This is a genomic window from Chryseobacterium sp. Leaf180, assembly GCF_001424585.1.
In the GTDB taxonomy this organism is placed as follows: Bacteria; Bacteroidota; Bacteroidia; order Flavobacteriales; family Weeksellaceae; genus Chryseobacterium.
The window spans coordinates 1216035-1239104 of the sequence record NZ_LMPJ01000001.1; the positions used below are offsets into that span (position 1 = coordinate 1216035).

At 40.1% G+C, this 23070-nt stretch carries 17 protein-coding genes; 4 read left to right on the forward strand and 13 right to left on the reverse strand.

Annotated elements, in window-relative coordinates; genetic code table 11:
• Positions 1 to 62: 62 nt before the first annotated feature.
• From ASG01_RS05720 to ASG01_RS05755, 8 genes are all read right to left on the reverse strand, one after another.
• Positions 63 to 1241 carry an NTF2-like N-terminal transpeptidase gene (locus ASG01_RS05720; protein WP_055861171.1) on the reverse strand — a complete coding sequence of 393 codons (1179 nt, stop codon included), beginning with the start codon at positions 1239 to 1241 and terminating at the stop codon, positions 63 to 65.
• A 136-nt stretch (positions 1242 to 1377) separates the two neighbouring features.
• Complete coding sequence (locus ASG01_RS05725; RefSeq protein ID WP_055861174.1) at positions 1378 to 2394, reverse strand: hypothetical protein; 1017 nt, start codon at positions 2392 to 2394, stop codon at positions 1378 to 1380.
• Between the two features lie 92 nt (positions 2395 to 2486).
• A complete protein-coding gene (locus ASG01_RS05730) occupies positions 2487 to 3818 on the reverse strand; it encodes a hypothetical protein (protein ID WP_055861177.1) in 1332 nt (443 codons plus the stop codon).
• 9 nt (positions 3819 to 3827) lie between these two features.
• Positions 3828 to 4523, reverse strand: a complete 696-nt coding sequence (locus tag ASG01_RS05735) for a c-type cytochrome (RefSeq protein WP_055861181.1) — start codon at positions 4521 to 4523, stop codon at positions 3828 to 3830.
• Positions 4516 to 5097 (reverse strand): DUF3341 domain-containing protein, encoded by a 582-nt coding sequence (locus ASG01_RS05740; RefSeq protein WP_055861183.1) that lies wholly within the window; start codon positions 5095 to 5097, stop codon positions 4516 to 4518. Before ASG01_RS05740 ends, ASG01_RS05735 begins: the two co-directional genes overlap by 8 nt.
• Positions 5084 to 6481 (reverse strand): NrfD/PsrC family molybdoenzyme membrane anchor subunit, encoded by a 1398-nt coding sequence (gene nrfD / locus ASG01_RS05745; RefSeq protein ID WP_055861185.1) that lies wholly within the window; start codon positions 6479 to 6481, stop codon positions 5084 to 5086. The genes ASG01_RS05740 and nrfD overlap by 14 nt, the downstream gene beginning before the upstream one ends.
• A gap of 25 nt (positions 6482 to 6506) precedes the next feature.
• Positions 6507 to 9551, reverse strand: a complete 3045-nt coding sequence (locus ASG01_RS05750) for a TAT-variant-translocated molybdopterin oxidoreductase (RefSeq protein WP_055861188.1) — start codon at positions 9549 to 9551, stop codon at positions 6507 to 6509.
• 25 nt (positions 9552 to 9576) lie between these two features.
• Positions 9577 to 10932: a c-type cytochrome gene (locus ASG01_RS05755; RefSeq protein ID WP_055861192.1), complete on the reverse strand. Its 1356-nt coding sequence runs from the start codon at positions 10930 to 10932 to the stop codon at positions 9577 to 9579.
• Between the two features lie 185 nt (positions 10933 to 11117).
• On the opposite strand from ASG01_RS05755, the gene ASG01_RS05760 reads away from it, so the two are divergent.
• On the forward strand, positions 11118 to 11651 hold the full coding sequence (locus ASG01_RS05760; protein WP_055861195.1) for an SPOR domain-containing protein: 534 nt from the start codon (positions 11118 to 11120) through the stop codon (positions 11649 to 11651).
• 53 nt (positions 11652 to 11704) lie between these two features.
• On the opposite strand, the gene ASG01_RS05765 is transcribed toward ASG01_RS05760, so the two are convergent.
• The 5 genes from ASG01_RS05765 to ASG01_RS05785 form a co-directional block, all read right to left on the reverse strand.
• Entirely contained in the window at positions 11705 to 12979 is a 1275-nt protein-coding gene (locus tag ASG01_RS05765) for a DUF6080 domain-containing protein (RefSeq protein WP_082498310.1), read from the reverse strand.
• 65 nt (positions 12980 to 13044) lie between these two features.
• Positions 13045 to 14580 carry a protein adenylyltransferase SelO gene (locus tag ASG01_RS05770; protein WP_055861198.1) on the reverse strand — a complete coding sequence of 512 codons (1536 nt, stop codon included), beginning with the start codon at positions 14578 to 14580 and terminating at the stop codon, positions 13045 to 13047.
• Between the two features lie 78 nt (positions 14581 to 14658).
• The gene (locus tag ASG01_RS05775; RefSeq protein WP_055861201.1) at positions 14659 to 17034 is read right to left on the reverse strand and encodes a penicillin-binding protein 1A; all 2376 of its coding nucleotides are present in this window, start codon (positions 17032 to 17034) and stop codon (positions 14659 to 14661) included.
• Positions 17012 to 17503, reverse strand: a complete 492-nt coding sequence (locus tag ASG01_RS05780) for a gliding motility lipoprotein GldH (protein ID WP_055861204.1) — start codon at positions 17501 to 17503, stop codon at positions 17012 to 17014. The genes ASG01_RS05775 and ASG01_RS05780 overlap by 23 nt, the downstream gene beginning before the upstream one ends.
• Positions 17496 to 18971 (reverse strand): stage 0 sporulation family protein, encoded by a 1476-nt coding sequence (locus ASG01_RS05785; RefSeq protein ID WP_055861207.1) that lies wholly within the window; start codon positions 18969 to 18971, stop codon positions 17496 to 17498. Before ASG01_RS05785 ends, ASG01_RS05780 begins: the two co-directional genes overlap by 8 nt.
• A 276-nt stretch (positions 18972 to 19247) precedes the next feature.
• Here ASG01_RS05785 and ASG01_RS05790 point away from each other — a divergent pair, with 276 nt between their 5' ends.
• The 3 genes from ASG01_RS05790 (at position 19248) to ASG01_RS05800 (ending at position 23047) form a co-directional block, all read left to right on the forward strand.
• The gene (locus tag ASG01_RS05790) at positions 19248 to 20486 is read left to right on the forward strand and encodes an OmpP1/FadL family transporter (protein ID WP_055861211.1); all 1239 of its coding nucleotides are present in this window, start codon (positions 19248 to 19250) and stop codon (positions 20484 to 20486) included.
• Between the two features lie 10 nt (positions 20487 to 20496).
• Positions 20497 to 22029 (forward strand): G-D-S-L family lipolytic protein, encoded by a 1533-nt coding sequence (locus ASG01_RS05795; protein ID WP_055861214.1) that lies wholly within the window; start codon positions 20497 to 20499, stop codon positions 22027 to 22029.
• 79 nt (positions 22030 to 22108) lie between these two features.
• A complete protein-coding gene (locus ASG01_RS05800; RefSeq protein ID WP_055861216.1) occupies positions 22109 to 23047 on the forward strand; it encodes a ribose-phosphate pyrophosphokinase in 939 nt (312 codons plus the stop codon).
• Positions 23048 to 23070 lie beyond the last annotated feature (23 nt).

Genomic DNA, 23070 nt, shown 5'->3' on the forward strand with positions numbered 1-23070 from the left:
CTTTTATCGTATTATTTAATCCTGAAGATTTCCGTTAAAGATTCAGCTTTAAACAAATGTTTTTAGTTGATCTTGTAGCTGGAGATTTTCCAGTCGCCGTTTACACTTTTCAGCCCGAAAGTTACTTTCAGAGAAGTCGTTCTTCCGGTTTTGTCGGTAACATCGTATGTTGCGTTTACACTTGCAGAATTTGGAGTCGTACCGTTTGTCGTAATATTTTTTACACTCACATTTTTTACGCTACCAAAGCCAGAAGTCGGGTTGCTGAACGATTCGTAGCTTCCCCACGAAGGATTGCTCGCTGCGTCGTAGGCTGCTTTTAAGTTTTGTGAACTTACATTATTTAAGAATCTGGTCACCGTAGTTTTCGGATCTGCAGTTGGTGTTTTTGGAGCTGCTGGCGAAGTTTCCGGTGTGCCTGGAGTAGTTCCTGTCGGATTTGCAGGATCAATTACTGCGTTTGGATCGATTGTAACTGCAGCCGTATCGACGACCGGTGGAGGTGGCATTTTCAAAGCAAGCGGATTTACTTCTAAACCAACTTTTGTCATTTTTAATGTTTTCGCTGTTGTTTTCACCGAAACAGTCACGTCGATTTTATTGTCAACCACTTTTGACGACATTAATGAGCCGAAATTTACGCTGAAACCTTTAAAATTATTATCAGTCATCAGGTTTTTAGAAGTCGAAAGTCTTACGCCGTTGCTGAAAATCTCCAAAGTTGTTTCCAGTGCTGCTCCGGTGAAAGAAATTGGATTTCCTGCATCATCCACAAGTTTAGGAATAACCTGTAAACCTGTCGGGCCGCTACCATTGTCCCCGAAAAATCTTGTTTCTACGTTTAAAGATTTTGCACGTACATCATTAGGATCGCTTTCTTTTGCAGAAGCGTTGCCGAAGATATTCATTTCACCTAAAGACGGCGGCGCATTGCTCGCCCAGTCGATGCCGTTTTTCTGTGCAACCTGGTCTGCCATCGATAGAATTTCCGGAACTTTTTTACCGTCGATCAGTTTTCCCAAAGCTTTCAATTCATTGACGTCGCCGTCAGCATCCACACCGAACGTTTTCAAAATGTACAATGCTTCATTGAATTTATACTGCTGAATCGTATTCAGACTCGAGGCCATATCGTTAATGCTGGACTGCAGAGTTTGTGTAGAAGTCGCATCTACACTGTCTTTTTTGCAAGACGTAAAAAACAAAAGACTGAAAGTCATCAGTAGAAAAAGCTTTTTCATATGTAGATATTTACTGTTTTTTATGGTTCATAAGGAGTCGTAGTAACTTGATCAACGATTGGATTTAATGGTCACAACGATTTCATTTGAAAATGATTTAAGGCAAATTTAATAAAAGCTGTACGATTTTGTGATTTTATTTATTGTTTTGTTTCTCCTTCAGATCGTCTTTAAAGAACTTAGAAAAGATCGGCTGCATATTGGGGAAATCCTCGGTTTTCCAGAACTCGGTAGAGTAGTTGCTTTGGTTTTTATTAAATTTTACATCATCGATGTTTATTTCGTCGCTGTAATCAATCTCTGCTGCATAAAAATTCCTGTAAATATTTACCTGATTATATTCCGGCTCTGATTTATGTTTAATTTTCATGAAAAATAATTCGCTGGAGGATGTTAGATCCCGCAGAGCTTTTTTAGAATCATTTTCGTAGGCATAGTTAATGATATTTTGTAAGTCGTAGAAGCGGTAGCCAAAGAGTGAGAATTCTCTGTTTTGTAAAGTTTCAGTTTTTAACTCTACAGCGTCATTTTTTCCGTTTTTAACTTCTTTGGCGTTTTTTCTTTTTGCTAAATATTCGTCGATCCTTGCTGCGTACTGGAGATCGGGAAGTTTTAAGTTAGAAACAAAGTCGTTTGATGCTACTACTTTTTGATTATTTTCTGCCCTTTCATTGTTAAAGACGCGATAATGCTCGATCTTCAATGATTTTATTTTCCCTGATTTGTAGTCAAAAATATACGTCGCGACACCGTCGGCGTAAGTGTTGAGTTTGCCGTTGACAGTTATATAAGTATTAAAATTTCCTTTTACCAAAACATATTTAGCAGGCTTTCCTTTTTTAATGGTAACCGCTTCAATGTCTTTTATGCGGTCTTTCACTTTTACGACATCACTGTTCAGCTGCGCGTATGTAAAAGTGCCTAAGATAAACTGATCCTGCACCAGCTGAAAGTTTTCTTTGAAAGGATCAAGTTTTTGCTTTTCAATTTTCCCGTCGATATCGGAGTAGGCAAGGATGCTTCCGTCATTACCAAAAACGGAAATCTGCGGTAATGGTTGTCCTGTTTTTTCGGATATGAAGGTAATAGTTTGTGAGAGCAAAAACTGTACTGCGAAAAGCAGTGCGAGCGAGAGGATTTGTTTTAGTTTCATGGTTATTTAAGGTTAGTTTTAAAAAGATCAGATATAAAAAAAGACTGATTTTAAATAATCAGTCTTTAGTAAATATGTTTTGTTACAATTCCTTAGAAAGGATATTCGTAGATCTCAGATTCGTGTAAGTAAGGATTACCTGTAGGAATCAGTTTCAATTTGCTGAGGCCAGACATTACTGTGAAGATAAATAATCCTGCAAAGAATAACACTGAGCCTGCTACCAGAAGAATCATTTCAGGAGTTTTCCAGAAAGGACCAACGGTGCCCGGCATTACCATATTGAAATAATCCAAAAGGTGACCGAAGATTACTACACAAGCCATAATGGTAACTACTTTGTAATTTCTTTTGATGCTGCTGCTTACCAAAACCAATAACGGTAAAAGGAAGTTTACAATCAGCATTGGTAGGAAAGTAACGCCGTAGTGCTGGAATCTTCCGAAGAAATAATTTACTTCTTCCGGAACGTTGGCATACCAGTATAGCATGAACTGTGCAAACCAGGTGTACGTCCAAAGCATACTCGTTGCGAATAAAAATACCCCTAAATCGTGCAAGTGGTTATCGTTAAACTGCGGAAGGTATCCGTTTTTCTTTAAATAAACACTTACCAGAATGATTACCGCGATGCCGCTTGATAGGCAGCTAACCATTGAGTACCAGATGTACATGGTAGAGTACCAGTGCGGGTCAATTGACATTAACCAGTCCCAAGCCCAGGCTGCAGAAGCAAACCCGAAAAATGCGATATATCCAACTGCCCATCTGTAAAGCATCTGATAATCTACAAGAGATTTTGTGTCATCTACTTTTTTAGACTGTTTTTTCAGTTTCCAGGCGAAGAATGTTGCTCCGATTACATAGATTAAAGTTCTTGCAGCGTAAAAAGGAATATTTAAAAATATCTTCTTTTCGAATAAAATTACGTCAAAAGTTGGTGAACCTTCTCTGGTCAATTCAGGATCCATCCAGTGGAAAAGGTGACCCTGATGCGTAATATTTAAAACCATCAAAATGATCAAAATAATTCCACCGTAAGGAATATAAGACGCAATTCCTTCCATCACTCTCGTAATGATAATCGGCCAACCTGCGTGTGCCGCGTGCTGAATACAGTAGAAAAACAATACCGCGCAGCTGAGACCGAATAAAAACACCGCCACAAAATGAATTGAAGCCAATGGTGAATTGTGAATCTGCATCGTCGCATGCTCCAAATGAGACAAATCATCTTGTGGACCATTCATTTCGCTTGAATGCGTTGGCGCATCATGACCGGAAGCGTGTATTGCATCCATCATGCCTTTAATCTTTTCAGTCGAAAGACTACTATTCATGAAATACCCAACACTAAATAGAACTAAACCTAGAACAAGAAGTATGAGAGATGTTGATTTTAATTTTGGTGAAAAACTATACATTTTCTTTTCTTATTTTTTAGTTGCGGTTGAATCTTTTTTCGCTGCAGTATCTGTCGTAGCTGCTGTTGCCGTAGTACCACCTTTTTTGAAGGCGCTCATCACATACATTGCCACTCTCCATCTGTCGCCGGCATTAAGCTGACCTGCGTAAGAACCCATGGCATTTCTACCGTTTGTAATTACATAATGGATAGATCCTACAGTAATATCTCTGTCTGCATAGTTTGGAACTCCACTGTAAGCACCGCTCTGTACGATTGGTCCCTGACCGTCGCCGCCAGTACCGTGACATGCAGAACATGTATGATCAAACAAAATCTTTCCTCTTTCAATATCTTTCGCAGCATTGGCAGGATTTAATGGTGACATCATCATTTTCTTTGATGCGTCATAACCTGCATTATATTCATCCGGATTTTTCGGAAGTTTACCTTCTTCAAAAACACCGTCTTTATTTTGAGCTACAGAACCTTCTACGGGAGATAATCCTGTGGCACCATTATTTTTTACGAATGCCGGAATTTCATTTTCATGATCAGAGTAAGCGATTTCCGCTTTCATCAAAGGATCATAAGCTACCGGATAGTACATATCCGGGAAATATACCAAAGGTGTATTTTCTTTAGGTCCGCAAGAATTAAGTGCTAAAGTTGCTATACCTAAAACCGCTGTAATTTTTAAGATATTTCTCTTCATTTTAAGCATCTTTAACGGTTATATCTTTATCGTCATTACCTGCCAACGGCTGAGTTACAGACTCTACATTTTTAACGGTAATTTCTTCAACGCCAGTATCGATAAGCAATTGCTTTACAGATTCTACATCGTCGGTTACAAATTCCATCATGAATTTATCATCAGTCGTTCTAGGATCCGGGTTTTGAGCCGGAGCACCAGGATACATTTTGTTTCTTACCAAGAAAGTAAGTGACATCATGTGAGCGGCACAGAAAACCATTAATTCAAACATAGGAACCACGAAAGCGGGCATGTTATGCGCCCAGTCAAATGCCGGCTTACCACCGATATTTTGTGGCCAGTCGTGATTCATTACATACCAGGTAACGGTTGCACCTATAGAAACTCCGTACAAAGCGTACAAAAACGCAGCGTCAGAAATTCTTGTTTTCTTTAAACCTAAAGCCTTGTCTAGCCCGTGAACCGGAAACGGAGTGTACACTTCGTTGATCGCGATTCCTTTATCGTTGAATGCCTTCACGCCGTTCATCAGATCGTCGTCGTCGGCATAAAGTCCATATACAATTTTAGTGGTGCTCATCTCCTTCTTTTGCTTTATAAGTTTCTCCTGAGATTTTCAAAATTGATTTTAATTCGGCCTGTGCAATGACAGGGAATGTTCTTGCGTATAGTAAGAATAATACAGAGAAGAATCCGATTGTTCCTAAATATACACCTACGTCGATGATGGTTGGTTTAAACATCGTCCAAGAACCAGGTAAATAATCTCTCGAAAGGTTGATTACAATGATGTCGAAACGCTCAAACCACATACCGATGTTGATGATCAAAGCGATAATGAAAGTCGCGATGATGTTCGTACGCACTCTTTTGAACCAGAATGCTGCAGGAATGATTAAGTTACAAGAGATCAAAGCCCAGAATGCCCACCAGTAAGGTCCTGTAGCAGCACCCGGAGATAAATAGGTAAAGTCTTCAAATCTTGAACCGGAGTACCAGCCGATGAAATATTCAGTTGCATAAGCTACGGTTACCATACCGCCTGTTAAGATAATTACAATGTTCATAATTTCGATATGATACATGGTAATATACTCTTCCAGGTGACAAACTTTTCTCGCAATTAACAATAGCGTCTGTACCATTGCAAATCCTGAGAAGATCGCACCCGCAACGAAGTACGGAGGATAGATCGTCGAGTGCCATCCTTTAATGACCGATGTAGCAAAGTCAAAAGATACCGTAGTGTGTACCGAGAATACAAGTGGAGTTGCCAAACCTGCAAGTACCAAAGATAATTCTTCGAAACGCTGCCAGTGCTTTGCCTTTCCACCCCAACCGAATGCAAGGAATGTATAGATCTTTTTAGTCCAGGGAGTTTTTGCTCTGTCTCTGATCATTGCAAAGTCAGGGATTAGTCCCATGAACCAGAATACGGTCGATACTGAGAAATAGGTAGAGATTGCAAATACGTCCCAAAGTAGAGGAGAGTTGAAGTTCCCCCAAAGAGAACCGAATTGGTTTGGTAAAGGGAAAACCCAGTAACCTACCCAAACTCTACCCATGTGAATAACCGGGAAGATTGCTGCCTGTACAACGGCGAAGATGGTCATCGCTTCCGCAGAACGGTTTACAGACATTCTCCATCTCTGTCTAAATAATAATAATACTGCGGAGATAAGTGTTCCGGCGTGACCGATACCTACCCACCATACGAAATTGGTAATATCCCAACCCCAGTTAATAGTTCTGTTAAGCCCCCATGCTCCAATACCTGTCCCGATCGTGTAGGCGATGCAACCAAATCCGTAGATGAAAAGAACCAAAGCTGCGTAGAGTGATATCCACCACAGTTTTCCTGCTCTTTCTTCTATAGGTCTGGCAATATCCTCCGTGATATCGTGATAAGTTTTGTGACCAATAATTAGAGGTTCCCTTATCGGAGCTTCGTAATGTCCTGACATTTTTTACCTATTTATTATTTAAACTTTATTTTTCTACTCTGTTTCTTACTTTGGTGTGATAGAACACATTTGGTTTGGTTCCGATCTCCTCCAGTAAATGATATCTTCTGTTGCCCGAGTATAAACCACGCACTTCAGATTCTTTGTCATTCATGTCTCCGAAAGTAAGTGATCCTGTAGGACAAGCTGCCGCACAAGCCACAGATTTTTTAAACTCACCGTCTGTTACTCTTCTGTTCTCTTTCTTCGCATTCAGAATTGTTGCCTGAGTCTGCTGAATACAAAGTGAACATTTCTCCATCACCCCTCTCGTTCTTACAACAACATCAGGATTCAATACCATTCTTCCAAGATCGTTATTTTGATTAAAATCGAACTTGTCATTCAGGTTATATGTAAACCAGTTGAAACGTCTTACTTTATAAGGACAGTTGTTTGCACAATATCTAGTACCGATACATCTGTTGTAAGCCATATGATTTTGTCCCTGCTTACCGTGTGAAGTTGCCGCTACCGGACAAACAGTTTCACAAGGAGCGTGGTTACAGTGCTGGCACATTACCGGCTGGAATATCACATCCGGGCTTTCATTTGGCTGAATTAATATATCGTAAAGCTGAGGAACATTCAATCCTCTTTCTACACCTTCTTTAGTTTCAATCGTTTCTTTTGCAGAATAGTAACGGTCGATTCTCAACCAGTACATATCTCTCGACATTCTGATCTCTTCTTTACCTACAACAGGAACGTTGTTTTCTGCCTGACAAGCAATAACGCAGGCGCCACAACCTGTACAGGAGTTCAAATCAACCGAAAGATTAAAGTGAGGGCCGTCGGTATCGTCAAAAGCATCCCAAAGGTCAATTTTCCCTGCTGGAAGTGCTCCACTGATGGTATGATATTCCAAAGGCTTGTTCCAACCGTTGTGTTCGTCATCGAAAGGTACGTTTAAGAACTCCGTTAAAGGAACCTCTTTCGCAATTTCATAACGTCCCATCAAAGTATTCTGAAGCTGAATTCCTGCAAACTCATGATCTTCGCCTGTCTTTTCGATTTTAGCATTCGCTATAACCAGATTAGATCCGTCGAAAAGCGGATAAGCATTTACACCAGTATCAGCCGTCGCTCCCGAGTTTTTCTTACCGTAGCCCAAAGCCAAACCTAAAGAACCTTCTGCCTGACCAGGCTGAATAAATACAGGAACGTTCTCAAGCTTCACACCATTTACCGTAAGGTTTACGATAGAACCGTCAAGCTGCATTCTCGCATTAAGATCATTCTCGATGCCTAATCTTTCTGCATCTTTTGGAGAAATGGTCAGGTAATTATCCCAAGACATTCTTGTAATTGGATCCGGTAATTCCTGCAACCACGGGTTGTTTGCCTGAGTACCGTCACCGATAGATGTTTTGGTATAAAGAACAAGTTCAAGATCAGAAGCACGGAAGTTTCCTAGTTCTGCCACTGCTTGAGCTGCGTTTCCTGCAGCATAAGACAATGTTGTATTATTTGTGGATCCGATGAATCCGTTATATAAAGCTTTATTGAAAGTAGTTCCGCCCAAAAGAGACGTACTGTTTGCTTTCAGATAATCGTAATAATTATTTGCCGCGTTATTCTTCCCGTTCATCCAAACAAGAAGTGAATCTTCGATCTGTCTGGATTTGTAGATCTTCTGAATCGTCGGCTGCATCAAAGTGTAAACACCTGACTGAGGCTCTAAATCTCCCCAAGATTCTAACCAGTTCGCAACAGGAATTACTGCTTTTGCAGCATCATACATTGCGTTTTTCTTATCGGCAACGGCAATTACGTACGGAACTTTTGTTAAAGCTTTTTTGAAATCCTGTCCTTTGTGGTGAGAGTAAATAGGATCAACATTATTGGTAATCAAAACACCAACCTGTCCACCGTTTACCCATCCTAGAAATTCTTCAAATCTTGCTTTGTCGAATTCTTTCAGGAAGTTCGCTTTCCCAGTAAATGCTACCGAACCTAATTTTTGGTTAATCAAATGCGCCAAAACCTGTGCACCTTTAGATCCGTCAGCAAAAACAACTGCTTTGTTTCCTTTAGCTGTAAGTTCTTTTGCAATTTCAGAAGCTGTTTTATCAGCTGTTCCGCCACCAACGATTGCGTTGTACACTTCAACCAAGGTTTTATTTACCGCACTTGGCTTCAGTTTGTAACGAGAATCGGCATTGGCTCCTGTTAAAGATAAATTAGATTCTACCTGAATATGTCTCAACATATTTGCGCCCGGCTTTCTTGCCATTGCGTAAGATGTTTCAAGACTTGCTGCGTTGTAATCTCCCAGGAAATCTGCCTGGAAAGAAACCACCAACTCTGAAGTTGAAAGGTTGTAAACCGGCAAAGCTCTTGTTCCGAAAACCTCCTGAGCGGCGTCTAATGCTGCTGCGTAAGGGAAAGCATCATACGTTACCAGTTCAGCAGTTGGATATTTAGCTTTAAAATCTGAAAATAATTTTTTGAAAGTAGGTGAAGCAAAAGAGTGTGACAAAAGCACAATTCTCTTGTTTGCTGCTGCCGCTTCTGCAAGACCTTTCAGAACGAAATCATCTACTTTATCGAAAGTCTCGTCTTTACCGTTCAGTTTTGGCTGCTTTACTTTATCATTATCATAAAGAGAAAGTACTGCTGCCTGAGCTCTTGCGCTTGTTTTACCTAAATCTCCTGCAATAGGATTCGGTTCAATTTTAATCGGTCTTCCTTCTCTTGTTTTTACCAAAACGCTGGCAAAATCGAAACCGTCAAAATAAGTGGAAGCGTAATAATTGGGTACTCCCGGAATAATATCATGTGGTTTTACGACATAAGGAATCGTTTTAATCACCGGCGCCTCACATGCTGCCAAAGTAACAGCTGCTGTAGAGAAACCCAAAAGTTTTAAGAAATCTCTTCTCGAAGTGCTGGATTCGGTTTTTTGAGCATCTGCTAAAAAATCTTCTACCGGAATCTCCTCCTGAAACTCTTTCAGAGCCAGCTTGCTGTTTAGCGCTGGGTCTTTAAGCTCGTGAATACTTCTAAATTGTATTTTGTTTGAAGCCATTTTTATACTTCTAATTTTTTAGTTATTAATAATGACATTTACCACATTCAAGACCTCCAATTGCATCTACCGTAATCTTGCCGCCATCTTTTGGATATTGCTTTTTAAGCTTCTCATGCAGATTCTTGAAATATTCTTTATTGTAACCGTTGGTCATATCAACCTCTGTCGTTCTGTGACATTCGATACACCATCCCATGGTAAAGTCGTTAGCCATCTGTACTACGTTCATTGTATCAATCTTACCGTGACAAGCCTTACAAACTACGTCAATCTTATTATCAGGGTTTTTCTTGTTGAATGAATTGATGATCGCTTTCTCACCTGCGATTACATGTTGAGAGTGATTGAAGTACACGAAATCCGGCATATTATGAATTCTTGTCCACTCTACAGGCGAAGTTCCTTTTCCGGTGTACTGCTGTTTTTCAGGATCCCAGCCGGTGTGTTCGTAGATTTTTTTGATCTCACCGTCATAGAATGCCTTGTCTTTTCCTGGTTCAAGATATTTACCGTTGTATTCAGAGATCGTTCTGTGACAGTTCATACAAACGTTCATTGAAGGAATTTCAGATACTTTACCATATTTTGCACTTGAGTGGCAAAGCTGACAGTCTATTTTGTTTTCACCTGCGTGAATTTTGTGCGAGAAATAAATCGGTTGATCTGGCTTGTATCCTTTGTAAACACCGATCCACATTAACCAGTTCCAGATACCGTAGGTTGCTAGAAGCGCAATGATTGCAATCAGACCTTTTCCTACCAAATGATATTTAGCGTAGATTTCGCTGAAAGATTTTACCTGCTTGGCATTAGATTCAGCAAGTTCTTCATCCTGACCCATTTTCACCAACTGTCTCAACTTGAGGAGAATCCAGACGAGAAGAGCGGCGATCGCTAAAAGAGAAATAATGACAACGCTGTTGGTTGTATTGCTGTTCTGTGGAGCAGCAACGTTAGTACCAGGTCCGCCAGTTTTTATAGTATCTTTTACAGGCTCCGGAGGATTGGTTGTGTATTCTAAAATATCATCAATGTCCTTATCAGAAAGATTCGGGAAAACCTGCATTTCGGTTTTGTTGAATTTTTCAAAAACTTCGTTGGCATATTTATCACCTGAAGCCCTAAGTTCTTTATTATTTTTAATCCACTTGTGAAGCCAGTCTGTATCGAGTCCCTGCTCTTTTTTCAGACGGTCTACAACACCTTTCAAAGCGGGACCAACAACCTGTTTGTCTAAAGCATGACACGCTGTACAGTTAGCTTTAAATAGTTTTTCACCATTTTTAGCATCACCTTGCCCGTAAATTGAAGCACTTGTAGAGAGCAATAAACCTATTGCAATCAGCCCTTTTCTATAATGCTTTCTCCAACTAATCATTTAAATTATCTTATGTTAGTAAATATTGAACCTTTTATCAATCCCGCAAAAATAATATTTTTAACAGGAATTTAACGGCATATACCTTAGGGAAAATGTCATGGCAGTTTAATTTGTAACTATTCTAAATAGCCGCTTTTGCTGTGTTTTTCAATTTTATTATACCTTTGTGGAAACAAGTTTAAATGAGAAATTTCATCAAAATATTTTCGGCAGTTTTCGCACTTTCCTATTACGGAGTTGAGGCACAGCAGGTTGTAAAACGCGATACACTCAGCGGTACAGAGCTCATCATGTCGATGGACTCAAAGATAAACGATGCACTTTCGGGAGTTGAAGACAAATGTGCGCGCACCGCAGCAGTAAAAAATTCAGATTTTGGTGACGATGATTATTCAAAACCGACCAGAATACTGGTTCCGAGCCGTGAACTGACGAAAGCAGAAATCTGCAGCAAAAACCCGCGGATTTTAGGTTTTAAAATTCAGATCACGACGGTGAAAAGCAATGAAGAAGCCAATGAAGTGAAAGCCTATTTCAGAAAAAGATTTCCAAATTTAAAAGTTGAAACGGATGCTTCTCTGCGCCCGAATTATAAGATCTTAGCAGGAAGCTATTTTACAAAACAAAGCGCCGCTGCAGATGTTGCAAGAGTGAAAGAATTCTTTAAATCAGCTTACGCAGTTCAGTACAGGATTTTCTGTGCAGAAGCAAAATAGAATTTAATTTAATGAAATAAAAGCGGCTGAAATCTCAAATTTCCGCCGCTTTTTTATTGATAATACCGGTTCAAAAAATCAAAAAACTCAATCATTCGGTGATAATTGTTGATGATTAAATATACTGTGAAAACTGAAAGTATTGACATGAAAGCCGATAAAAATTTTGGCGAAAACCTATACGTGTAAAACAGCCAGCCAAGCATCAGCGGAAAGATAAAAACAAAGTGTCCGCCGTAGATGTAGGCCGTATGTAAGCCAAATTTTCCGATACAATGAATGAGAAAATCGACAAGAAATCCAAGCATTAAAATCTGTACAAATCTGTTTTTAAAATTTTTAATGTAACTCCAAAGGAGCATTAAAATTAGTGCAAAAATAAAAGTATAGGATAGCACCGAAGAAAACGTATCCATGAAAATGGCTTCGAAATAAAAACCTTTCATATTGTGTTTTTCACGGATGAAAAATGAAGGGAAGAGAATGTTGCCACCAAAAAAATAAGATACGATCATGTCCCAAACTGGCGCCGATTTCGCATTCGAAAACTTCTCATACTGTGCACCGGATTTGCTTAAAATATTTTCGTATTTAAAATTAATCCGGTTGAGATACAGCAATACGAAAACGCCAATTGAAAGTATAACACGAAAGGCTGCGTTCCCTAATTTTCGCCAGTTTTTAAAAATATTTTTTTCGAAAAGTACTGGTACGAAAACTTTGGTGAAATTCGTCACGGTTAGTCCGCCGACCGTCACTCCTGCAAAAACCAATGCCAACCCACTGATTTTTTCTTTGCTTCGAAGTGCAATCGCCGAATAATAATTAAACAAAACCAGGAAGAAAAGTGTGTAGGTATAGGTTTCCGGAGTGAAAGAAAGTAAAATATTGGTTGCAAAAAGGCTGTAAAAAAAGATGATTAAGAGTGAAATTTTTAGAGGTATTTTAATAATATTCCGCAGATATTTATAGACATGAACCAAGCTTAAACTCACTGTAATGTTGCTGAAAAGTACAAGAAAAAAACGAAAATTTGCATCAGTTTTTCCGTTGGTAAAAAGGAAAATAAACTCACGCATCCAGTTGAAAAAGTAGTAGGATAGCGGATGTCTCTCGAAACTGCCGCCAGTCATCACGATGGCTTTATTGTCAAAACTGAAGTATGCATCCCATGGAATGCGGCTGTCAAAAACAATCCGGTAATTGAGCGCGATGTACGTTCCCAGAAAACCGTACGCCAATAGAAAGAAGATGAAAATTCCCCATTCGGCAAGGTTTGCAGGAAATAAAATTTTGAAAAACTGAATACACTTTTGTTTTATCAACACCGGAAATTTTTGGCAAAAGTAAAAATAAAAAAACTCATCGTTGAAGATGAGTTTAGATTTTAATTTTACGAGCTGCAGCTGAGCATTGAGCATCCCGAAACGCCGTCGTAGCCAGAAGGTCTTTTTACAGAAAATTCCGGGTAAATTTCCTCATAAGGATTTTCGAGTGCGTGGGTGAGTTTTCGCAGAAGATCTTTTTTACCGTTTTCAATTTCTTCAATACATTCGAAAAGCAGGTAATTTCTGAGGATAAATTTTGGGTTATTTTTTCGCATCAGTTCTTTAGATTCACCTTCGGAAATCGTATTCTTTGCAAGTCTGTTTTTGTAAACCGATAAAAAATTCTGAAGTTTTTCTAAAAGATTTTCGTTTGAGGGATCGTACGATATTTCTGCCGCTTTTTCAGAATTTGCTTCTTCTCCGGTTTCTAAGAAATTAAAAAACAAGGTATAATCAAGCTGAAATTCCTGCATCAAACCCTGCCAGTTCAGGAAAAATTCTTCATCACCGTCGAGAATTAAATCAAAACCAAATTTTTGAGAAAGCATTTTATCATGATCCTCCCAGAATTTTGTCCCGAAAATATTTAATGTTTCCTCTAAAAATTTTTCATCATTAATTAAAGGAAAAAGCGCATTCGCCAGCTGCCAGAGATTCCACTGCGCGATCTGCGCCTGCTTTCCGAAGGCGTATCTGCGGTTGGGAAGATCGGTCGTGTTGGGTGTGAAGTTCAGATCGTATTCATCCATCATCGAAAACGGGCCATAGTCGATCGTCAGTCCCAAAACTGACATATTATCGGTATTCATCACACCGTGTACAAAACCGACTCGAAGCCATTCAACAACCATCTGTCGCGTATCATCGCAGATTTTCACAAAAAAATCTTTGTATTTCTGCGCGCCCTCTGACTGTACTTCAGGAAAATAATTTTCAATAGTAAAATCTGCCAGTTTGGCTAAAGTCTCAATTTCTTTCTGTGCAGAAATGCCTTCAAAATGACCAAAGCGTAAGAAACTTTCTGCCGTTCTCATAATCACAGCGCCTTTTTCTGGTTTTGGATTTCCGCTGTACATAATGTCCCGTACGACGATTTCTCCGGTAAAACTCAGACTCAAAGCTCTGGTCGTAGGAATTCCGAGATGATGCATGGCTTCACTCATCAGATATTCGCGAACGGACGAACGCAAAACAGCACGACCGTCAGCATGTCTTGAATAAGGCGTTGCGCCGGCACCTTTCCACTGAAGTTCCGTTTTTTTTCCTTCTTTATTAATGATTTCTCCGGCGTACAAAGCTCTTCCGTCGCCGAGTTGCCCGGCCCAGTTTCCAAACTGATGACCGGAATAAGCAGTAGCATATGTAATGATATTTTCGGGCAGTTTTTGGGCAGTAATAAAATTAAGATCGCTGTCATTCCATTTTCCCAAGCCAATTTCTTCTGAAAGATTTTCATTAAAAACAATCAGTTCAGGATGATCAAATACCGCCGGGTCGGTAGTCGTAAACAAAACGCGTGGCGTATTTCTCTGCATCGGATTTTTCGAAAAATCTCCGGGAAAGTTTTTTATAAATGGCTGCTTTAGTTCAGATAAATTCATCTTTTAAAGGTAGTAAAGATTTTACATAAAAAAGACCTTTCAGCGAGTGAAAGGTCTTTCAGTATAAGTTAGGAAACGCTATTTATTAAAATCGACGTCTTCTTTTTTATTAATCGTTTCATTGAGATTTTCTTCTTTTTTCTCGGTATTCTGTTTTGGTTCGACCGCTTTCGGATTTTTAATCTCGTCGATTGTCTGAAGGCCGCCTTCGTCACCATAGCCGCTGTTGAGGCTTCGGAGATTTCCGCAACCGTCTTTCCAGTCAGTAGGCTTCATGAATTTATCATCTGGCGAAATTTTTAAACTTTTATCTGCCCAAACTTTTTTCATAAAAATCGCCCAGATCGGCAACGCCATTTTTGCTCCCTGGCCTTCACCGGTTCCGAAGAAGTGCGTGGCACGGTCTTCCCAGCCGACCCATGCTCCGGTGGCGAGTTTAGGAACCATTCCCATAAACCAACCGTCTGAGTTATTCTGTGTTGTACCTGTTTTACCGGCAATTTCAACAGCTTTTGAAATTCCTTTTCTTCCCAATTCACCCGAAGCGGTTCCGTATTGCGCAACACCTTTCATTAATTCAATCATCGTATAGGCGTAGTTTGGATTCATCACTTCTTTGGGCTCAGAATTCACTTCTTTTATGACGCGGCCATTGGCATCTTCAATTCGCCAGATCATTTCCGGTTTATTGTAGTTTCCGTAGTTGGCAAAAGTGCTGTATGCGCCGACCATTTCGTAAATCGTAATATCTGAAGCTCCCAAGGCCATCGGAAGACTGGTAGAAATTTCTTCAGTTACACCCAGATCTCTAGCTGTTTGAATCACACTTTGCGTGCCTGCCATTTCTGCCAGACGAAGTGCTACAGTGTTTTGAGAGTATGCCAGCGCGTCTTTTAACGTTATCATTCCGCCACGACCGGGTACGTGATAGCTTCCTTTATTAAAACTTGCATTGGATATTGTAGAACAAGGTGTCATTCCCAGTTTCATGATCGCTGTTGCGTAAACAAATGGTTTGAAAGTTGAACCTACCTGTCTTTTTCCCTGCTTGATGTGATCGTACTGGAAATGCTGCCAGTCGATTCCTCCAACCCAAGCCTTGATTTCCCCAGTTCCGGGAACCATCGACATTAAGCCTGCCTGAGCCACTTTTTTGTGCCAGCGGATAGAATCCCAGGGAGACATTTCAACCTCTTCTTCACCATCCCAGGTAAAACGGGACATTTTGATCGGCTTTTTGAATTCCATCATAATAGAATCATCAGGCACATTGTCTGCTTTCAGAAGTTTATATCTTCCGGTTCTGCGTACCGCCTGCATCATCACGTCATTCGCCTGTTTATCATTCAGAAAATAAAACGGCCAGTTTTTTCTTCCTCTCTGTTCTGCATCAAATCTTTTCTGAAGATCGGTAAGGTGCTCTCTGATTGACTCTTCGGCATATTTCTGCATTTTAGAGTCAAGCGTCACGTAGATTTTCAAACCGTCTTTAAATAAATTCAGTTCCTTACCACTTTCTTTCTCATAATCAGCAATATACCTGTCGATTTCTTTTCTCAAATAAAATTTATAATACGCAGAATATCCTTCCGTAATATCTTTTATCGGATGAAAATCAATTCCTAAAGGTGTTGCAATAGCTTTTTCGTACGTTGGAGCATCAATATATCCGGTATCAAGCATCTGCTTCAAAACTACGTCTCTACGTACTTTGGCCATTTCAGGATGACGGTACGGATTGTTTTTTCGCGGATTTTCGAGCATTGCTACAAACATCGCCGCTTCCGGAAGGGTGAGTTCTTTCGTTGTTTTATTATAATAAACCTTCGATGCCATCTCAACGCCATTTGCATTAAAAAGGAAATCGAACTTGTTGAAATATTTGGTAATAATTTCTTCCTTCGTGTACCGCTTTTCAAGACTTACCGCCACAGCCCATTCTTTCAGTTTCTGAATGGCTCTTTTTACAGGATTTCTTGAAGGTTCTTTGGTAAATAAAAGCTTCGCCAGCTGTTGTGTAATCGTTGATCCACCACCACGCTCGCCACCATAGCGCACCGCTCTCAAAATTGATTTTAAATCAATCCCCGAATGTTCCTTAAAACGCTCATCTTCCTTCGCCTGAAGTGCATATATAAGGTAAGGCGGAAGTTCCTGATAGGTTACAGGTTTCGTTTTTTCTTTCTCAAATTTGCCTAAAAGCTGTCCGTCAGAAGAAATAATTTCGGAGGCGACAAAAATATCGACATTGTCAAGCTCTTTTACATCCGGCATTTCTCCCAAAAATCCTTGGGAAACCGAGAAGAAAAGCGCGGAAATTCCCAGGACCACAGCGATTAAGCCGATCCAGATAAATTTTACCCATCTTCTCCAGTTTTGATTTTGTCTGGTGTTTTTGGGTGGCAGCGGAAAGGTTTTGTTGCCGTTTCCTTTATTTTGGTTGCTGTTTTCCATTATTTTGTGCGGTATTTGCCGTTTCTACTTTTATACCAAGATCTTCAATTCCAAGCAGCAGGTCATTTCTCATCGCCTGTTTTACCGAAATTTTATATACACCCTTCTCAGGAAATCTGTAATCAGTTTTATACTGAAAAAGCGTTTCTTTAGTTTCCCCAAATCCGGTCCCGATCCACTCGCCGTTTGGCTGCGCCAAAATATAATTCAGCGTGTCGACAGAAGTGGTTTTACCTTTCGGATCTTTCATATCAACGATAAACCGAATGTTGCTGTAAGGGTAATCATTATTGTTTCTCACCACAAAGATAATATTTTTAGCGATCTGAGGGTCAGCGATATTAAGGTCAAATTTCTGATCTGTTTTTTTGTTCCATTTGCCGTTTACCGCATTCATTACAACGTCGCCTGCCGTATTATTGCAGCTGATGACGAACAGTAAAATCGCAGCGCCGAAAACTCTATGCATTATTGTCTTTTTTTGGAGGAACCCTTTTTTTGAATTTCTTTTTTGGAGGATTTTGACTGCTGCCTTCCGTTGCAGGTTTTTCAGCATTCTCTACACGATCGCCCTGCGCTTTTGGCTGCTGTTGCGGGCGTGTATTTTTCTGATTATTTCTTGCTTCTGGATTGGTGTTTTTCGGTCTTTCAGCGTTTTCCGTGCGTTCTGTTTTTTCAGGTCGCTGCTGGGTGTTTTTTCGCTGGTTTTGATTATTTCCTTTGAAATTACTTCGCTGCTCCTGTCCCGAATTTTGATTCTGATTTTGATTCGAATTTCGGTTTTGCCCGGAAGACTGATTTTGATTTGAATTTGAATTCTGTTTCTGATTGCGGTTTCTGTTCGAGCGCGCCTTCTTCTCAAAACGGTCTACACTGTTCTCCTGAATAAGATCTACGCTTACAGCAATAGTTTCAGGCTCTTTTAAATCTTCCAGCGGAAGCGTTTTTTCACCTTTTTTATTCTGCGCAATAAGCTCTTTTACCAGTTCAATATCAAAGTCGTACCACGCCATCGAGCTGTCGACATATGCAAACCACATCTTTCGTTTGAAAACATCAATTTTAATGCAGAATGCACGGCCTCTTTCCGTGTCAATTGTCGTAGAAGACGACGGGAAATGGCTTAATTGATCAAGATAACTGTCTAGCTCATAGTTTAGGCAACATTTAAGTTTACCACACTGCCCAGCCAATTTTTGTGGATTGATGCTTAACTGCTGGTAACGCGCCACATTTGTATTCACAGAACGGAAATCTGTAAGCCACGTCGAACAGCAAAGTTCGCGCCCACAGCTTCCGATACCGCCAATTTTAGCCGCTTCCTGACGGAAACCGATCTGCTTCATATCGATTTTTGTACGGAAGGTTCCTGCAAATTCTTTTATCAGCTGTCTGAAATCAATTCTGCTGTCTGCCGTATAAAAAAACGTCACTTTAGACGCATCACCCTGATATTCCACATCGGTGATTTTCATTTCGAGGCCTAACCGGTGCGATATTTTTCGCGCATCTACCTTTACGGTTTCCTCTTTTTTTCTGAGATCCTGCCAGGTATCCAAATCTTTTTGGTTGGCCAATCTGTATATTTTTGCAGCGTCTTCTTCGCGACACCTTTTCTTTTTCATTTGTATCTTCACCAATTCACCGGTGAGACTTACGACGCCCACGTCATGTCCGGGGTTTGCTTCTACAGTTACTACGCTGCCAATGTGTAAAGGGAGGTTGTTTACATTATTAAAAAACGCTTTTCTGTCATTTTTGAATCTGACTTCTACAAAACTGCATCGGTTGGAAGCAGGATTTTGAACGTTTGATAACCAATCGAAAACACTTAATTTATAGCTATTACCACAGGTATTTACACTTTCGCAGCCGCTTGCAGATTTCGTTCCGCAAGAATGTGCAGAATCGCCGGATGTTTTGCATCCACAACTCATATTATATATATTTAATCTGCAAATTTATAGTTTTTTATTTTTAAATGTTTCTTCTCAAAAATAAATATTGCGTAAGACACGTGTTTGAAGCTAAACAGAAAAATTTTGAGTGATGATAAGTTTTCATAATTCACTATATGGTAGCGCTTTGCAGATTTTCATTGCTCAGTTATTATTTTAAACATAGTTTTCATACAAAACTTCGTTTAATATTTTAAGAAAAATTAACAGCCGTTTTCAAAATAGCTTTATATTTGAAATTCAAAATAAATATCTATGAAAAAAATATTAATATCTACTGCTTTGCTCGCGGGTGTTTTATCTTATGCCGGCGGTTTCAGGGTTTCTCTGCAAGGCGTGAAGCAGCTTGCCATGGCACATACCAGTGCACATGCAGAAGATGCGAGTGTTGCATTTTTCAACCCGGCGGGGATGTCTTTCATTCCTTCTAAACTGAGCATCGTAGCCGGCGGTTTTGCTGCCAGTAATAAAGTGACTTTTCAAAATCTAAATACGCTGACGTCTACAGAAACAGATAATCCTGTGGGAACACCGATCTACGCTGCGATTGCGTACAAGGCAACCGATAAAATCTCTGTCGGGTTCAGTTTTACAACTCCTTTCGGAAGCACGATTCAGTATCCTTACGACTGGGAAGGTAGAGAAGCAGTACAGAAGCTCGAGCTGAAAAGCTTTTACTTTCAGCCAATGGTTTCTGTGAAAATGGCTCCGTGGATCTCATTTGGTGCCAGCTATATTTATGCTAAAGGAAGTGTAAACTGGGACAGAGCAGTGACGCAGTTTGGAGGAACAGTGAATCTTAATGACGAGAAAGCGACAGGTCATGGTTTTGGCTTCGGTTTCTACTTCAGACCGACTGATAAATTTGATATGAGTATCGCGTACCGTTCGCCGGTTGATATGAAGGCTAAAGAAGGAGTGGCAACTTTTAGATTTCCTCAGCAGCAGACCATCAACGGTCTTCTGGGTTTAAATGCCAACGGACAGGATAATTTTAAAGCGACTTTGCCTTTGGTAGAAGAATATACAATTGGTTTAACGTATAAATTTACACCGAAATGGCTCGTTTCTGCAGATTTCAACTATCACGGTTGGGACCGTTACAGAAGTCTGACTTTAGATTTTGCCAATGCACCGATCGGAAATCAGGCAGATCCTACAATTGTAGTGGCTCCGAAGAATTTCAGAGGCGCAAAAACGTTCAGATTGGGTACACAGTATATGTTTAATAATATGATCTACGGAAGACTAGGCGCATATTATGACGAAGCTCCTTACAGCGACGAAAACTTCATCCCGGAAACGCCTTCTTTCAACTCGTTTGTATTTACAGGAGGTTTAGGATTCAAATTCCAGAAATTCGGAGTAGATGTTGCCGGCGGCTATGTAATGCCACAGAGCAGAAGTGTAAACAATAAAACCATTGGTTTCTACGGTCAGGCCAAAGCTTCAGCATTCTACGCAGGTCTAGGTTTATCTTACAATCCTTTTTAAAAAATAATTTATGAAAAAAATAATAATTTCTACTCTTGCTGTTTCGGCGCTGTTTTTCACGGCAGGCTGCAACACAGATTTTGATACTGATGTAAAAGACATCGTGGTAACAAAAGGTGACGCCGATTTTACAACGTATGTTTCCATCGGAAATTCACTGACTTCCGGTTACCGTGATAATGCTTTATACATCGACGGACAAAACGAATCGTATCCGAACATCATCGCTGGTCAAATGAGACTTGCCGGCGGCGGCTCTTTCACACAACCTTTGATGGCTGATAATAATGGTGGATTAATTTTTCTTGGAAGTGTTATTCAGGCTCCCAAACTGGTAATTCAGTCTTTTGTAAACGGTGCGCCGAATATTGCCCCAATTGCAGCGACACCAACTACCGACCTCTTAAATAAAGTAACAGGAAACATCAATAACTTCGGTGTTCCGGGAGCAAAATCGTATCATCTGGTAGCTCCGGGATACGGGAATTTGGCCGGAGTTGTTGCCGGTACAGCGAATCCGTACTTTGTAAGATTCTCATCAAGTGCGACAACTACCGTTGTGGATGATGCAGCGAACAGAAATCCTACATTTTTCTCGTATTGGATCGGTAATAATGATGTTTTAGGTTATGCAACAAGTGGCGGAACCGGTGTAAACAGACTTGGAAATACCAATCCTGCAACGTATGCAAGCAATGATATCTCTGACCCTACTGTAGTTGCAGGTTCTATCAAAGCAGGTTTAGATAAATTAAAGGCAAAAGGTGCTACAAAAGGAGTGATTGCAAATATTCCTTACGTAACGACGATTCCATTTTTCACGACAGTTCCTTACAATCCTTTGACGCCAACTGCTTTAGGAGCTAATCTGGCAGCTTTGAATACAAATCTTTACGGTCCTTTAAAACAAGCTCTAACTGCTCTTGGTGCCGGCTCTAGAATAAATTTACTTTCTTCTACAACAGCTAATCCTGTTTTGATTAAAGATGTTGCACTTACTAATCTTTCTGCTCAATTAACTGCAGCATTAACTCCGTCTTTAGGAGCACAGACTGCAGCGGCTTTTGGCCAGATTTATGGTCAGGCTAGACAGACGACTTCTGAAGATTATATTATTTTGAGTACTCGTGCTGTGATTGGAACAACTGCGACCGGTGCACCATCTTCTATCAATGTATACGGAATTTCTTATCCATTGGAAAATCAGCATGTTTTATCAAAAGCAGAGGCTGCATTGGTAAAAACCGCGACAGATTCTTACAACACCGCGATCAAAGGTCTTGCAGATTCTTACGGTCTTGCATTTGTAGATGCTAATGCTAAAATGTTTGAACTGAATGGCCAATCTGGGATCTCATTTGACGGTGTACGATATACAGCAAAATTCATTACCGGCGGTACCTTTTCATTAGATGGCGTACATCTTACCGGAAGAGGTTATGCCATTATCGCCAACGAATTTATCAAAGCGATTAACTTAAAATACAAATCTACACTGCCACAGGTAGATGCCAACAAATATTCTGGGGTGACCTTCCCATAATTTTAGCTTAAATAAAATGAAAACCACAGGATTGATTCTTGTGGTTTTTTTTTAAATTTGCACCATCTAAAAAGTAAAAATGGCCAATCAGGAAAGTTATCTGTTTTCTACCAGAACGAGCAAAGATCTTGCAAACAAAATTGCCCAGCACTATGGGAAAGATTTAGGAAAAATCGTGATCCAGGAGTTTAGCGACGGCGAATTTGAGCCTATTCTAGACGAATCTGTACGCGGCGGAAGAGTTTTTCTCATCGGTTCTACATTTCCACCTGCAGACAATCTATTGGAGCTTCTTCTGATGATTGATGCGGCAAAAAGAGCCTCCGCGAAGAGCATTACAGTGGTTTTGCCTTATTTTGGTCTCGCAAGACAAGACAGAAAAGACAAACCTCGTGCGCCAATCGGTGCCAAATTGGTTGCCAATCTACTTACCGCAGCCGGAGCTACAAGAATTATGACGATGGATTTGCATGCAGATCAGATTCAGGGTTTCTTTGAAATTCCTGTGGATCACTTATATGCTTCTACGATTTTCGTTGATTATATTAAAGATCTTAATCTTGATAATCTCACCATTGCTTCTCCTGATATGGGCGGTGCCAAAAGAGCAAAAAACTACGCTGGCCACATCGGTGCTGATGTAGTGATCGCATATAAAGAGAGAAAAAAAGCCAATGTTGTAGAAGAAATGTTCCTCATAGGTGATGTTGAAGGCAAAAACGTGATTTTGATCGATGACATGATTGACACTGCAGGTACCCTGTGCAAAGCGGCTGATATTTTAATTGAAAAAGGAGCAAAATCTGTACGTGCGATGGCAACTCACGGTGTACTTTCCGGCAAAGCGTATGAGAATATCGAAAATTCAAAACTGCTGGAAGTTATTGTAACTGACTCTATTCCCGTAAAAACAAATTTGTCATCTAAAATAAAAGTGCTATCTTGCGCCGCGTTATTCGCAGACGTGATGAAGATGGTGCACGAGCACAAATCAATCAGCAGTAAGTTTGTTATTTAATTGAAAACAAACGGTTTGCGACT

Coding starts and splice junctions, on each gene's coding strand:
- ASG01_RS05720 (WP_055861171.1), bottom strand. CDS start 1,241: ATGAAAAAGCTTTTTCTACTGATGACTTTCAGTCTTTTGTTTTTTACG.
- ASG01_RS05725 (WP_055861174.1), bottom strand. CDS start 2,394: ATGAAACTAAAACAAATCCTCTCGCTCGCACTGCTTTTCGCAGTACAG.
- ASG01_RS05730 (WP_055861177.1), bottom strand. CDS start 3,818: ATGTATAGTTTTTCACCAAAATTAAAATCAACATCTCTCATACTTCTT.
- ASG01_RS05735 (WP_055861181.1), bottom strand. CDS start 4,523: ATGCTTAAAATGAAGAGAAATATCTTAAAAATTACAGCGGTTTTAGGT.
- ASG01_RS05740 (WP_055861183.1), bottom strand. CDS start 5,097: ATGAGCACCACTAAAATTGTATATGGACTTTATGCCGACGACGACGAT.
- nrfD (WP_055861185.1), bottom strand. CDS start 6,481: ATGTCAGGACATTACGAAGCTCCGATAAGGGAACCTCTAATTATTGGT.
- ASG01_RS05750 (WP_055861188.1), bottom strand. CDS start 9,551: ATGGCTTCAAACAAAATACAATTTAGAAGTATTCACGAGCTTAAAGAC.
- ASG01_RS05755 (WP_055861192.1), bottom strand. CDS start 10,932: ATGATTAGTTGGAGAAAGCATTATAGAAAAGGGCTGATTGCAATAGGT.
- ASG01_RS05760 (WP_055861195.1), top strand. CDS start 11,118: ATGAGAAATTTCATCAAAATATTTTCGGCAGTTTTCGCACTTTCCTAT.
- ASG01_RS05770 (WP_055861198.1), bottom strand. CDS start 14,580: ATGAATTTATCTGAACTAAAGCAGCCATTTATAAAAAACTTTCCCGGA.
- ASG01_RS05775 (WP_055861201.1), bottom strand. CDS start 17,034: ATGGAAAACAGCAACCAAAATAAAGGAAACGGCAACAAAACCTTTCCG.
- ASG01_RS05780 (WP_055861204.1), bottom strand. CDS start 17,503: ATGCATAGAGTTTTCGGCGCTGCGATTTTACTGTTCGTCATCAGCTGC.
- ASG01_RS05785 (WP_055861207.1), bottom strand. CDS start 18,971: ATGAGTTGTGGATGCAAAACATCCGGCGATTCTGCACATTCTTGCGGA.
- ASG01_RS05790 (WP_055861211.1), top strand. CDS start 19,248: ATGAAAAAAATATTAATATCTACTGCTTTGCTCGCGGGTGTTTTATCT.
- ASG01_RS05795 (WP_055861214.1), top strand. CDS start 20,497: ATGAAAAAAATAATAATTTCTACTCTTGCTGTTTCGGCGCTGTTTTTC.
- ASG01_RS05800 (WP_055861216.1), top strand. CDS start 22,109: ATGGCCAATCAGGAAAGTTATCTGTTTTCTACCAGAACGAGCAAAGAT.